Source organism: Bacteroidota bacterium, from assembly GCA_017303905.1.
Taxonomy (GTDB): Bacteria; Bacteroidota; Bacteroidia; order B-17B0; family Aurantibacillaceae; genus JAHEYG01.
Window position 1 is genome coordinate 268,825 of record JAFLBH010000002.1, and the last position, 12,631, is coordinate 281,455.

At 35.7% G+C, this 12,631-nt stretch carries 16 protein-coding genes; 7 read left to right on the forward strand and 9 right to left on the reverse strand.

Annotation, left to right across the window (positions count from 1 at the left end):
* Positions 1-16: 16 nt before the first annotated feature.
* From prfA to J0L69_08915, 3 genes are read left to right on the forward strand one after another with little or no spacing between them, the layout of a single operon-like run.
* Complete coding sequence (gene prfA, locus J0L69_08905) at positions 17-1,090, forward strand: peptide chain release factor 1 (protein MBN8693304.1); 1,074 nt, start codon at positions 17-19, stop codon at positions 1,088-1,090.
* Positions 1,091-1,107: 17 nt separating this feature from the next.
* Positions 1,108-1,503, forward strand: coding sequence for a hypothetical protein (locus J0L69_08910; GenBank protein MBN8693305.1), 396 nt, complete (start codon positions 1,108-1,110; stop codon positions 1,501-1,503).
* A 2-nt stretch (positions 1,504-1,505) separates the two neighbouring features.
* Positions 1,506-1,964 (forward strand): low molecular weight phosphotyrosine protein phosphatase, encoded by a 459-nt coding sequence (locus tag J0L69_08915; GenBank protein MBN8693306.1) that lies wholly within the window; start codon positions 1,506-1,508, stop codon positions 1,962-1,964.
* Between the two features lie 2 nt (positions 1,965-1,966).
* Here the strand turns inward: J0L69_08915 and J0L69_08920 are convergent, their stop codons facing one another.
* Positions 1,967-3,238 carry a replication-associated recombination protein A gene (locus tag J0L69_08920; protein ID MBN8693307.1) on the reverse strand — a complete coding sequence of 424 codons (1,272 nt, stop codon included), beginning with the start codon at positions 3,236-3,238 and terminating at the stop codon, positions 1,967-1,969.
* Between the two features lie 67 nt (positions 3,239-3,305).
* Here J0L69_08920 and J0L69_08925 point away from each other — a divergent pair, with 67 nt between their 5' ends.
* Positions 3,306-3,782: a hypothetical protein gene (locus J0L69_08925; protein MBN8693308.1), complete on the forward strand. Its 477-nt coding sequence runs from the start codon at positions 3,306-3,308 to the stop codon at positions 3,780-3,782.
* Positions 3,783-3,786: 4 nt separating this feature from the next.
* Positions 3,787-4,464, forward strand: coding sequence for a peptide-methionine (S)-S-oxide reductase MsrA (gene msrA, locus J0L69_08930; protein ID MBN8693309.1), 678 nt, complete (start codon positions 3,787-3,789; stop codon positions 4,462-4,464).
* Positions 4,465-4,499: 35 nt separating this feature from the next.
* Here msrA and J0L69_08935 read toward each other — a convergent pair whose 3' ends face one another.
* Positions 4,500-5,513 (reverse strand): SRPBCC family protein, encoded by a 1,014-nt coding sequence (locus tag J0L69_08935; protein MBN8693310.1) that lies wholly within the window; start codon positions 5,511-5,513, stop codon positions 4,500-4,502.
* Between the two features lie 43 nt (positions 5,514-5,556).
* On the opposite strand from J0L69_08935, the gene J0L69_08940 reads away from it, so the two are divergent.
* Positions 5,557-5,985 (forward strand): PaaI family thioesterase, encoded by a 429-nt coding sequence (locus J0L69_08940; protein ID MBN8693311.1) that lies wholly within the window; start codon positions 5,557-5,559, stop codon positions 5,983-5,985.
* Between the two features lie 80 nt (positions 5,986-6,065).
* Positions 6,066-6,626 carry a hypothetical protein gene (locus tag J0L69_08945; GenBank protein MBN8693312.1) on the forward strand — a complete coding sequence of 187 codons (561 nt, stop codon included), beginning with the start codon at positions 6,066-6,068 and terminating at the stop codon, positions 6,624-6,626.
* Here the strand turns inward: J0L69_08945 and carA are convergent.
* The 7 genes from carA to J0L69_08980 form a co-directional block, all read right to left on the reverse strand.
* Positions 6,623-7,750, reverse strand: a complete 1,128-nt coding sequence (gene carA / locus J0L69_08950; GenBank protein MBN8693313.1) for a glutamine-hydrolyzing carbamoyl-phosphate synthase small subunit — start codon at positions 7,748-7,750, stop codon at positions 6,623-6,625. The genes J0L69_08945 and carA overlap by 4 nt on opposite strands.
* A 101-nt stretch (positions 7,751-7,851) precedes the next feature.
* Positions 7,852-9,246: a TlpA family protein disulfide reductase gene (locus J0L69_08955; protein ID MBN8693314.1), complete on the reverse strand. Its 1,395-nt coding sequence runs from the start codon at positions 9,244-9,246 to the stop codon at positions 7,852-7,854.
* A 153-nt stretch (positions 9,247-9,399) separates the two neighbouring features.
* Positions 9,400-9,780, reverse strand: coding sequence for a hypothetical protein (locus J0L69_08960; GenBank protein MBN8693315.1), 381 nt, complete (start codon positions 9,778-9,780; stop codon positions 9,400-9,402).
* A 43-nt stretch (positions 9,781-9,823) separates the two neighbouring features.
* Positions 9,824-10,870 carry a c-type cytochrome gene (locus J0L69_08965; GenBank protein ID MBN8693316.1) on the reverse strand — a complete coding sequence of 349 codons (1,047 nt, stop codon included), beginning with the start codon at positions 10,868-10,870 and terminating at the stop codon, positions 9,824-9,826.
* Between the two features lies 1 nt (position 10,871).
* A complete protein-coding gene (locus J0L69_08970) occupies positions 10,872-11,684 on the reverse strand; it encodes a hypothetical protein (GenBank protein ID MBN8693317.1) in 813 nt (270 codons plus the stop codon).
* A gap of 61 nt (positions 11,685-11,745) precedes the next feature.
* Positions 11,746-11,967 (reverse strand): membrane protein insertion efficiency factor YidD, encoded by a 222-nt coding sequence (gene yidD / locus J0L69_08975; GenBank protein MBN8693318.1) that lies wholly within the window; start codon positions 11,965-11,967, stop codon positions 11,746-11,748.
* Positions 11,967-12,575, reverse strand: a complete 609-nt coding sequence (locus J0L69_08980) for a fumarylacetoacetate hydrolase family protein (GenBank protein MBN8693319.1) — start codon at positions 12,573-12,575, stop codon at positions 11,967-11,969. The genes yidD and J0L69_08980 overlap by 1 nt, the downstream gene beginning before the upstream one ends.
* Between the last annotated feature and the right edge of the window lie 56 nt (positions 12,576-12,631).

Genomic DNA, 12,631 nt, shown 5'->3' on the forward strand with positions numbered 1-12,631 from the left:
CCTATTTTGAAAGGCTATGCTCGAAAAACTGGAAGAGATTAAACGCAGATATGACGACGTTGAACAAAAACTGTCGGATCCCGCCGTTATTGCTGATATGAAGCAATTTAAGAAGTTAAATATCGAATATAAAGAGCTCCAAAACGTGGTGGAGGTTTACCATGAATATAAAAAAGTTATTGGAAATATTGAACAAGCTAAAGAGGTTTTGGCTAACGAAAAAGATAAAGACTTTTTAGACATGGCGAAAGCCGAGTTGGAAGAAAACCGATTAAAGGAAGAAAAATTAGCAGAAGAAATTCGTTTACTTTTAATACCAAAAGACCCTGAGGATACTAAAAATTGTGTGATGGAATTACGCGCCGGAACCGGTGGCGATGAAGCTTCTATTTTTGCCGGCAACTTATTCGAAATGTACAAGCGTTATTGCGATAAAAAAGGGTTTCAGGTAGAGGTTGTAGATGCAAGTGAAGGAACCATGGGGGGATTTAAAGAGGTAGTGTTTAATGTGAAGGGGCCCGGTGCATACGGAATTTTGAAATTTGAGAGTGGTGTTCACCGCGTTCAGCGTGTACCGGCTACTGAAACACAGGGACGTGTGCACACTTCAGCGGCCACTGTAGTTGTTTTACCCGAAGCTGAAGAATTGGATGTGGAATTAAAAGATGCCGATATTGAGATTGCAACCGCACGAAGTGGTGGTGCCGGCGGACAAAACGTAAATAAGGTAGAGAGTAAAGTAATTTTAACACACAAACCATCCGGCATTGTTGTTACCTGTCAAACTGAACGTAATCAATTGGGGAACCGCGAAAAAGCAATGCAAATGTTGCGCTCTAAACTTTACGACATAGAATATCAAAAACGAATGACGGAAGTTACCAAGCGTAGAAAAACAATGGTAAGTACCGGCGATAGAAGTGCTAAAATCAGAACCTATAATTATCCTCAAAACCGTATTACCGATCATCGCATTAATTTAACGCTGTATAATCTTACTGAATTTGTGAATGGTGATATTCAAGAAATGATTGACGCTTTACAATTTGCTGAAAATGCTGAACGTTTAAAAGAAGGGGGAATTAGCTAACTTATAAATGAATTGAAATGAGTTTTGAAAGTACAGTTGAAAAAATTGAGAATGTAATAGCCGGTTTAGGTATTAACGTCGCAGAAGCGCGCACCGAAAATCCAGGACAATGGAATATTTCAAAAGACAAAAACATACAATTAATGTTGGATGTATGGGAAGAAAATGGCTTTCATTTTTTTCAGGTATTATCCTATGCTTGTCCGGTTGGTGATGAAAACAACGCGCAGTTTTTGAAATTCCTTTTACAAGAAAACCATGGATTCTGCGAGACGGCTTTTACAATTATAGATGAAAATGTTTTTCTTAAATATACTACCGAAGCTGATGAAACACTAACAGAAGAACGCATCTTAAAGAGCTTCACGCGAATTGCCTATTACAATGAAATGTTTCGTGAAAAATTAGGTTAATCATGAGTCGAATATTAGTTGTTTGCCTAGGAAATATTTGCCGTTCACCATTAGCCGAAGGCATATTATTACATCTGAAAGAAAAGCATCAACTAAACATTACCATTGATTCGGCCGGCACTTCCAACTATCATATTGGAGAAGCGCCGGATGCAAGAACTGTTGCTAACGCCAAAAAACATAAAGTTGATTTAAGCCCTTTACGTGCCCGTCAATTTCAACAAAGCGATTTCGATAATTTTGATCGCATTTTTGTGATGGACAAAAGCAATAAGAGAAATGTTTTGAATTTAGCTCGACATGAAAACGATATAGCTAAAGTTGATTTATTTCTAAATTTGCTTCATCCAGGAGAAGATTTGGAAGTTCCCGACCCTTATTATGGCGGGGAAGAAGGATTTGAACACGTTTTTAATTTGGTTTGGAATGCAAGCGAAAAATTAATAGCAGAATTCAAATAGATTTAATACCCGTATTTTTCTTTCCATCTCTGTTTTAAAAAATTGCGCATTTCATTTTCACGCGGATTATTTCCGGGATTATAAAACAAATTTCCTGAAATCGATTCAGGTAAAAATTCAATATTCACAAAATTATTTTCGTGTGCATGCGCATATTGATAATCTTTACCGTAATCTAAATTTTTCATCAATTTGGTAGGCGCATTACGCAAATGTAAAGGAACCGGTAAATCACCTGTAGTTCGCACCTTCGCAATAGCATCATCAATGGCTAAATAAGCTGCGTTACTTTTGGCCGAGCAAGCTAAATAAGTAGCGGTTTGCGAAAGAACAATTCTTCCTTCAGGAATACCAATCACATTCACTGCCTGAAAACAATTATTAGCGATAACTAAGCCAGTTGGATTTGCGTTGCCTATATCTTCACTGGCTAAAATTATCATTCGGCGCGCAATAAACAGAGGGTCTTCTCCACCCTCCAACATTCGGGCTAACCAGTATACAGCCGCGTTAGGGTCACTTCCTCTGATTGATTTTATAAACGCCGAGATAATGTCGTAGTGCTGCTCACCGTTCTTATCATAGAGTGCTAAATTATTTTGAATGCACTTTAAAACAAATTCATTTGTAATTTCAATCTCATCTGAACTCGATGAATTAACTACAATCTCTAAAGCATTTAAAAGTTTACGGGCATCTCCACCAGAAATTCTGAATAAAGCTTCCGTTTCCTTTACGTTTATTTTTTTCTTCTTTAAAACTTCATCTGTTTCAATAGCCTGATTAACTATTTTTAATAAATGACTTTCCTCTAAATGCTTTAAAACATAAATTTGACAGCGTGAAAGCAAGGCCGGAATAACTTCAAAGCTCGGATTTTCGGTAGTGGCGCCAATTAAAGTAACGATACCTTTCTCAACAGCTCCCAATAAAGAATCTTGTTGTGATTTACTGAAACGATGAATCTCATCAATAAAAAGCACAGGTTTATTTTGTGAGAAGAAATTGTTTTGTTGAGCTTTATCAATTACTTCACGCACATCTTTTACACCTGAGTTAATTGCGCTAAGTGAATAAAACGGACGTTTCAACGATTCAGAGATGATTAAGGCTAAGGTTGTTTTTCCAACACCGGGTGGTCCCCAAAAAATAAGTGATGGTAAGAGATTTTGACTAATTGCATTTCTTAACGCGCTGCCTTCGCCAATGATATGCTCCTGGCCGATATAATCGTTAAGATGTTTGGGTCTTACCCGCTCTGCCAAGGGTTGCATGTTAGATTTTTTTAACTTTTAAAGTGAATGTAAAATTATTATATTTACCCTTATATTGATTCACATTATGTCAACAAAGAAACTATTCAAAATATTCGTTCTTGCAGGAGCAGTTCTGTTATTTGCTAACGCTGTACTTAAGGAAAAAGACCCTCTTCATAAAAAAATATACAATACAACTATCATTGAAGTAAAAGACGGACAAAATGCTAAAAAAGGTGTTACCGATGAGCTTGAGTTCAAAGACGGTAAGCTTTTCAGCAATTTCTTAATGGATAAATTTGGGTTCAAATGGCTAAAGTATGATTTATCTAAAGACTCAACTTATATAGATTCAACCGAAAATGAAATCAGATATTTTGAATTCGAATCCAGTTCAACCGATGAAAAAGATCAAACCATGGTTATGAAATGTACGATTGATCAACATGACATTGACGGAGAAATTAAGATAACAAAGAATGATAAGCTTAAGAAAATGTTTGTATTTAACGGAAGAGAGAAATACGTTAAACCAAAGAAAAAAGATAGCGAAGCCAAATAATTAAATGATTATAAAATGTAAATATCTGATAGCTGTAAATTTCTTTACAGCTATTTTTTTTAGCGCTGCTTGCAATCAGGCAAAAAACCAAACTACACAAAATTCTTTTATGGAAACTAATAACACCAATGAGTTAAGAACTACAGGAATTGATACGATTACATTTGGCGCAGGTTGCTTTTGGTGTGTAGAAGCTGTATTTCAACGTTTAGAAGGCGTAATTAGTGTTAAGTCGGGCTATATGGGCGGAAAAATAAAAAACCCTACCTACCGAGAAGTATGTTCAGGTTTAACTGATCATGCTGAGGTTTGTCAAATCACATATGATCCGTCTAAATTAAAAATTAAGGACTTATTGGAAGTGTTTTTTAAAACCCACGACCCTACTACTCTTAATCGTCAGGGTGCAGATGCAGGAACACAATACCGCTCCGCTATTTTTTATCATACTCCTGAACAAAAGGAAATTTCCGAAAAAATAAAGGAAGAATTAAATAAATCCGGCGCTTACTCTAACCCCATTGTGACTGAGATTACTGCTGCTTCTGCTTTTTATATTGCCGAAGATTATCATCAAAATTATTTCAATTTAAATGGTAAAGAACCTTATTGTCAATATGTGATTCAGCCAAAAATAGAAAAGTTCGAAAAAGTATTTAAAGATAAAATGAAAAAGCCCTGATGTTTCAGGGCTTTTTCAATCTTAAATGTGCATCATTATTTATTTGGAAGTACATAATAAATATTCGTTAGCCATTTTGTGGTGTCTTTTTCAGTCATAGGATCCGTAACATATTCTTCTACCACCATTGTTTGCATTGGCAAATTATTTTTCTTCATGTATTCATCCATGGCCATGTGAGCGTTCATTGAATTTTGATACGCACCATAATATTCGATATGCAACACCTTTCCTGTTCCGGAATTAAATTTATCCCAACCTTTGATGTTTGTGTTTTCAGGTACGCACATAACTGCAGCGCACTCTGTCTCGCCTTTTTGTTCATCCCATTTAAAATAAATGGCGCTTGGTGCCATTAGAGGCTCTACTTTTGCTTTTTGAATATCTGCCATAAGTTTAGGATAATTCTCTGCAAAAAACGGTTGAATTTTATCGAATGTAAATGTTCCCTTCTTTCCAATAAACAACTTGTTATCCCAGCTAATATCCTTTACTTCATAAGCTATTGCAGATTCGTTTGAAGGTGCTGGCATGCTTTCTACCTCTGTTTTCAGTTTACTTAATCCTTTTTCAAAATCTGCCCCCATCATTTTATCCATGTTCATGAATAACATCATCCCTCTTCCAAAAAAACCAAACTCCATGTTAATTCCCCACGTCATTTCAGTTGCATCATTTGCTTTGGCCGCCACCAAATAAACACGTGAATCACCCATACCATCAAAATGTAAATTTTGAATTACACTGTCTCCCTCCATTTTTAAAATTTCCAAAGTACCTTTGCCAACATCGCTATTCCCTTCCCAACTATATTTATGTCCCGGCTTTCCTACTTCACCTTCATAAGCCGTTTTCATGTTTGGGTCGCGCTCGGTCCAAGGTGACCATTTTTCCTGGAAAAATTTCAAATCGCCTAAAAGTCCTTTTAAAGTTTCAGGACTCGTTTTAATAGTGATTGATCGTCTTACCTCGCATGTTTTGGGACCAACCAAACACAAAATAAGGTACAGCACCACTATACCTAAAATTACATACAATACTTTTTTCATAGTTTTATTTAAATTTATAGCTAAATATATAAAATTTTAAATTGTGACAAATACACTCATTGAAAAATATAATTTACAAAACCATTTCGGCCGTTTGATTGGAATGGACTTTGCCATCCTTAAAGCCGGTGAAGTAGATTATAATCTAGTTATTTCGGAAAAGCATCTTGCTACACCATTATCTGCACATGGAGGGTTAATATCTTCTTTAGTTGATGCTGCGTTGGGCGTGGCCGGACTTTCGGCTGTATACGAGGAAAACAAAGTAGTGAGTACAATTGAATACAAAATAAATTTCTTAAACCCCGCACTCATAAACGATAAGCTATTAGCCAAGGCCAAAGTTGAACAAAAAGGCAAAAGAATATTAATAATCAGCTGTGATGTGTTTGCTGTGAATAGAAAAAACTTGGTAATAGCAAAAGCACTCGGCACATTTAACAGTTACGATGCCGCTAAAGCCGGCTATTAGCGACTTTATTAACAGTACTGTCTTAATCATTCGTTTTTGAAAGCGGGAAACCAATTCCTCCTATTATTTATTTTAGTCGTATGCAAAAACGTTTTATAATCCTATTAGCCGCTTTTTTATTTATTAGCACCTATAGTCAGGCACAAATACTTTCTCTGGATGAGGTCATCACCGCCCCAACGAAAGAAAGTGATCAGATAGATGAATTGTTGTTAGGTAAAAAGTGGGAAAAGTATAACTATGAAGTTCATTCAGACAGTGGCTTTGTTAAACATATTTGGGTGATAAAAAATAATTACAATGATTTGAAATCATATTTCACTTATCAGCAGTACGATGCTTCTGCTATTGAAAACCATATTACTTATCAATATTCTGACAGAAACTTATATAAATCATTTTTGATTGACTTAAAAAAGAAAGATTATAAAGTACTTACTCTTAAAAAGAAAAAGTCGAAAAAGAAAAAAGACAAATCAAAAGGTAAGGTTGAAGAATATTATTTTCTATCCGAAAAGAACAACTCTTTGGTTGTAGTTAAAGACGTATTTATGCTAGGCTTTAATGTGTTTTTAACCAGTGCCTACAATGCTAATTCTCAAATAGGCAAACGTATCTTAGAAGAAAGAGAAAACGATTAGGCCGGAACTTGTTTCTTACTCTTAACGATATTCTCTACAAACTGATCAAATAAGTAACGGCTATCATAAGGTCCGGGACACGCTTCAGGGTGATATTGTACCGAAAACACTGGTTTGTTTTTTAAGCGAATGCCTTCAATTGTATTATCGTTAAGATTAACATGCGTTGCTTCAATATTAGGATTCGATGTTACATCTTCAGCTTTAATACTAAATCCATGATTTTGAGACGTGATTTCACATTTACCTGAAATCAAATTTTTAACCGGGTGATTGATACCACGATGACCGGCATGCATTTTATATGTTTTAATTCCTTGCGATTCGGCCAATAATTGATGTCCTAAACAAATTCCAAAAACCGGTTTACCCGAATCAACCACTTGTTTTACCAGGTTCATTTCATCTTTCATGACACTAGGGTCGCCGGGACCATTACTTAACATAAAGCCATCCGGATTAAAAGCTTCCATTTCCTTTAATGTTGTTTTCATTGGAAATACTTTTAGGTAGCATCCTCTTTCGGCTAAAGAACGTAATATATTTTTCTTCACCCCGAAATCAATCACGGCTACTTTATGTGCTGATTTTGGATCGCCAAATTCATAAGGCTTTTTTGTACAAACCTTAGAAGACAATTCCAATCCGGCCATACTTGGCACTTTAGCCAGAATTTTCTTAAGGTCTTCGATATTTGTATTCTCAGAAGAAATGACACAATTCATTGCGCCTTTATCGCGAATATAACGTACGATAGCACGCGTATCTACATCGCTGATGGAAACGATACCGTCTTTCTCAAAATATTCCTGTAAGGATTGTTGCGCGCGTTTACGGGAAAAACCATCATTAAACTTTTTGCAAACCATACCCGCAATTTTAATGCTATCGCTTTCCACTTCCGACTCTTCGATACCATAATTACCAACATGAACGTTATTCATCACAACGATTTGTCCGTAATAACTTGGATCTGTAAAGATTTCCTGATAGCCGGTCATACCGGTATTAAAGCAGATTTCCCCTGTAGTAGTTCCTATTTTGCCGGCAGCTTTGCCTTCAAACACTTTTCCGTCTTCTAATAATAGTATGGCTTTGGGGCGAGATTGGTATTTCAATTGCATTTTTTTAGAAGTTATATTCTAAAATGTAAAGGTCTGTATTAATGCCCGAAAAATAAAGGTTTGTTAATAGGTTTTTGAAAAATTAAACCTTGCATTCAAAATCAGCGGATACCAATCTTTGTATCCTTCTTTTTGGGCTTAAATAGCGCCTTTAACTTATATTCGAAGCCTTGTGTTGGCGCGGTAGCGGGTGATTGAGCCAAATTCCCGAACTGGTTAATAAAAAAGAATGCCGGAACCGCCTTTAAATTATACACATCATAAGCAGTTTTACCATCATTTCCTGCTTTATTATACCATATTGGCCAGTTGTATTTTGGATAAGCTTTTAAATAATTCTTGTAATACTTAATACTGTCATCGGTACAAATACTGATGAATGTTACTTTATCGCCATATTTTTTGACCAACTCCGCCATCTTCGGCATTTCCTTTAAACTGTTTACACTTTTCGTAGAAAAGAAATTTAAATAAACATAGCGACCCTTATAATCGCCAAGAGTTACCATTTTTCCGGTGCGATCATAGGCCACAAAATCAGGAGCCTTCATGCCTACATTTAAATTATAGGCCACTTGCAACATGTTATTCAAAATCTTCTTATGCGCCTTAATTTTAGTATCATTGGTCATTTGTTCGATAACAGCTAATACTAATTCGCGGCTGAATTGCGGATTGTAATAATAATCCCACAAACTTTTTATGATCACCAATTCGCGTAAGGTATCGTTACTTAATAGAGGGTCGCTTTTTAAATACGAATTAACCGCCGTATACTGTGTTACTGTATTTATTAAATGATGAATATTTTCTGATTTTTTGGTAGATGAATAAGCCTCAACATATCCTTTAAAGAAAGCGTTAAAGAAAGTCATGTATTCGAAATGCGTGTGCTGAACAGGTTTTCCTGCAATAAAATTACTCGCCAAAAAATTCTTTCCGCGTGATGCGTTTGAGTTAGACTCGGCAATGCTATATTGTACATACGATTTAAAATAATTGTTCCTAATATTCTTGTACCGCCAACTTGCAATTAATTGTATTGTGTCGAGCTTGTTATAAATTCGGTTTTTATTCAGGAATTCGGTGGCAGCATTCTCAAACATTTTGTTATAAACCTTATTGTAATCGATAATAAGTGTATTAAGTTCAGTTGTATCACCAGAAATGACGCCTATTAACACCTGCTCTTCCACATCGCCGCGAATATCCAAATCCTTGTCCTTTTCAGGAAACGTAACACCATAAACATAATTAGGCTGAATGTATAGTTTGCCGAATAAATTTTCGATTTGTAATTCTACCGGTTGGGTGTGTTCGATTTGCAAATCCAATTCAAAATATCCGTCTTTGTCGACAGTATCAATGGCTTCCCTTGTTTTAGTATAGGTTATTAAATCGCTAAAGGCTAATAAACTGATTGGTTTACCAATATGGGAAGCGTGTGCTTTTCCCTTAATCTTTACGTTTTGTCCAAAAGAAAAGAAGGGCGCCACTGCGCACGAAAGAAGAAAGAAAAGAAACAACGGTCTATATTGCATAAATCACTATAATCCAAAATTATCAAAAAGATACAGCATTATTTACTTAAATAAGCATAAATAAAAAAGCCACGAAGAATTCTTCGTGGCCTAATATTGCTAATTTAATTAGTCTTCTGTTACAGGAACAACAAAACCGGTAATTTCTTTCAGCATTTTCACTTTTAAATAGATACCACCTTTAACGGTTCCAGGTGCGGCAATAGCATCATCTACGCCAATTGCATAGAAATAATAATCGCCACGGTAAATATTACTGATTAAAAAGTTTCCGTTATGATCGGCATCAATGTATGTATCATATTTCGAAACATCAGTTCCGGGAAAATCCTTAGCGTTAAATTTGATATAAACACGAGCATGTGGAATGGCCTTATCGTGATGTTCAACTCTACCCTTAATATTAGATTTACCACCTAACTGATTTTTTTTACAACCGAAGAATGCAAGGGCCGTAACCATTAATAAAATGTATTTGAAATTTTTCATAAAATTTAGTTTAAACAAATATACTAAATAAGTCTTCTAAAGACTAATGAATTTCTGAGAAACGCGGGTCTTTTATAAACTCAGCATCGTTCAGGGTATTTAAAAACGCAATCAAATCATTCTTTTCCTGCGTACTTAATGAAATTCCGCTTACCAACAAAGGATCAAGATTAGGTGTATTGGTTACACCTGATGTATAATGATTTAATACGGCCGTTAAACTACTGAACCTTCCATCGTGCATATAAGGCGCGCTATAACCTAAATTACGAAGTGAAGGTACTTTGAACTTATATAAATCATTTGGATCTAAGGTTATTCTATAACGACCACTGTCCTGAAATGCTGTAATAGGCAAACCGTTATTTCTAAATGAATAATCACTAAATAAAGGTTCCGAATGGCAGGAAGCACACTTGGCTTTAAAAACGGTGTAACCACTATTTTCTTGCGCGTTAAACGACTCTTCACCACTCTTTACTTTATCGTATTTACTGCGATACGAAACCATAAGTCCCATAAATTGGGCGAATGATTTCAAAAAGCGCTGTGACGTTACAGTGCTATCGCCATAAGCTTTGTAACATAATGTTTTGTATTTATAGGATGCAGCAATTCGGTTAATAGCATCGTTAAACGACAAGTTCATTTCAATTGGATTAGATATCGGACCGATTGGTTGATTTTCCAAATTACTAATACCTCCATCCCACATAATTTTTTGATGCCAGGTTAAATTAAACATGGCCGGTGAATTGCGCTTCCCTAAAAGATTGTGTACGCCATGACTGGTTGGATGACCGGGACCGTTGGAAAAGGCAAAGATTTGTTGATGACAGCTGCCACAAGAAATGGATGAGTCTTCCGATAACATGGGCTCATAAAACAAATGACGACCCAAAGTAAAAATCTCTTTTGTTACACTATTACCGGTAAAATCATAAACAGGCGACGGCCATCCTGTGGGTACAATTGGCTCATACGATTCACTTAAATCATCCTCGCTGATTGGAATAATTTCCGGATCCTTCTTACAAAAACTAAGAAATAAAATCAGTAAACTTAATATGGTAAGGAGCTTAAATCGCATCTTAATGCTTAATAGCTGAGAATACAAACATATTTGAGTAATTGTTCGCTAACTGCTTTGCAACCGGACCTCCGGTAACGGCAGGACTTACCGAAAAATCGATAACGTTTTGATTTCGGAATGCTTCCAGTAAATTAGCTTTAAGATAAATGGTTGAAACATGGTCTTGATCCACATTTAACGATGTGGAAGTGAAAGGTACATTTGCCCAACGTATTAAATTAAATGGAGGAATAAAACCTCCTATATGGTAAGCTATATTCGGTATTCCCCAATGAGGCGCGCTGCCGGTATAACCTTCACATTTAAAGAAAATATAGCCTTGATTCCAACTCCAAAACATATCATTTAAAGGATCAAGTGCTCCTGTTTGAGCGCCGCTACAATTACGGGTACTGTCAACTCCTACAATAAACTCTATGGCAATGTAATTTTCTACAGGTATATCTTTCAACACAAACTTGCAAGTATTTATTGTATCAGCTGCATTAATGAGAAAATATGTTTCCGGAACAACATAATAAGATCCATTCGGACGTTTTAATTTGATGTTTGAAATGTAATATTTTAAAATACTTACCGAGAAGGTATCGTTATTAGCATTTACATATTTAGGTGTAGAGGCTGTATATGGAACATCCGATGATAATTGAATGATTTGATTGTCGGCCACATTCGTTATGTTTACTACAACATCATTGGTGTTTTCGTGATTGTGCACATGTTCTTCATCAATTGGATTTGGATCCTTTTTACAAGATGAAACAACCAGTCCAATTACTAGCGCTAATGATAAAAGTCTTGCAATTTTCATACTTTAAATATACTAAATAAAAAGGGCGAATGCTAGTAACATCTGTTACAAAACTATAATCCTATTTTACCGGATCATATCCACTACCACCCCATGGTCCGCAGGAAATCAAGCGTTTAAACCCCATCCAACCGCCTTTAAAGATGCCGTATTTGTTAATGGCGTCTATGCTATACTGAGAACAAGTTGGGGTATAGCGACAAGCATTGGGTAATAATGGCGAAATACTGTATTGATAAAACTTAATTAAAAAAATAGGGATTATTTTCAAGGAGAACTTCATTACTTAACATTGAGAGTTAAAAAAGAAACACCATTGATTAATCCTTCCATTTTATCACCTATTTTAACCGGACCAACCCCTTCCGGCGTTCCGGTATAAATTAAATCGCCCTGTTTTAAAGTCACGAATTGTGATACGTAACTTACTACCTTGTCGAAACTGAAAATTAAATCCTTGCTATTTCCTATCTGACGGCTTTCTCCGTTTATTTTCAACTCAAAATTGATGCTATTTAAATCCCCTAATTCTTCTTTTTTTACCATTTTCCCGAGAGGTGCCGAATTATCAAAAGCTTTCGCTTTCTCCCATGGTAATCCTTTTTCTTTACATTTAGCCTGAATGTCTCGTGCCGTGAAATCAATTCCTAAACCAATATCATCATAATACTTGTGCGCAAACTGCTCTTCAATATGCTTTCCTACTTTGCAAATTTTAAGCACCAATTCAATCTCGTGATGCAAATCCTTTGTAAATTCAGGAATATAGAAATCACCCTCTTTAAGCAGAGCTGTATCCGGTTTCATAAAAAAAACCGGTTCGGTTGGAACAGCGCTGTTCATTTCTTTCGCGTGTTCGGCATAATTACGTCCAATGCAAATAATTTTCATGGCTATAAATTTAAGTCTTTATTTATCAAAATGCCATTAAGAATGGTGCATTAAAT

Coding starts and splice junctions, on each gene's coding strand:
- msrA (MBN8693309.1), top strand. CDS start 3,787: ATGATTATAAAATGTAAATATCTGATAGCTGTAAATTTCTTTACAGCT.
- J0L69_08960 (MBN8693315.1), bottom strand. CDS start 9,780: ATGAAAAATTTCAAATACATTTTATTAATGGTTACGGCCCTTGCATTC.
- carA (MBN8693313.1), bottom strand. CDS start 7,750: ATGCAATTGAAATACCAATCTCGCCCCAAAGCCATACTATTATTAGAA.
- J0L69_08935 (MBN8693310.1), bottom strand. CDS start 5,513: ATGAAAAAAGTATTGTATGTAATTTTAGGTATAGTGGTGCTGTACCTT.
- prfA (MBN8693304.1), top strand. CDS start 17: ATGCTCGAAAAACTGGAAGAGATTAAACGCAGATATGACGACGTTGAA.
- J0L69_08910 (MBN8693305.1), top strand. CDS start 1,108: ATGAGTTTTGAAAGTACAGTTGAAAAAATTGAGAATGTAATAGCCGGT.
- J0L69_08945 (MBN8693312.1), top strand. CDS start 6,066: ATGCAAAAACGTTTTATAATCCTATTAGCCGCTTTTTTATTTATTAGC.
- J0L69_08970 (MBN8693317.1), bottom strand. CDS start 11,684: ATGAAAATTGCAAGACTTTTATCATTAGCGCTAGTAATTGGACTGGTT.
- J0L69_08980 (MBN8693319.1), bottom strand. CDS start 12,575: ATGAAAATTATTTGCATTGGACGTAATTATGCCGAACACGCGAAAGAA.
- J0L69_08965 (MBN8693316.1), bottom strand. CDS start 10,870: ATGCGATTTAAGCTCCTTACCATATTAAGTTTACTGATTTTATTTCTT.
- J0L69_08915 (MBN8693306.1), top strand. CDS start 1,506: ATGAGTCGAATATTAGTTGTTTGCCTAGGAAATATTTGCCGTTCACCA.
- yidD (MBN8693318.1), bottom strand. CDS start 11,967: ATGAAGTTCTCCTTGAAAATAATCCCTATTTTTTTAATTAAGTTTTAT.
- J0L69_08920 (MBN8693307.1), bottom strand. CDS start 3,238: ATGCAACCCTTGGCAGAGCGGGTAAGACCCAAACATCTTAACGATTAT.
- J0L69_08925 (MBN8693308.1), top strand. CDS start 3,306: ATGTCAACAAAGAAACTATTCAAAATATTCGTTCTTGCAGGAGCAGTT.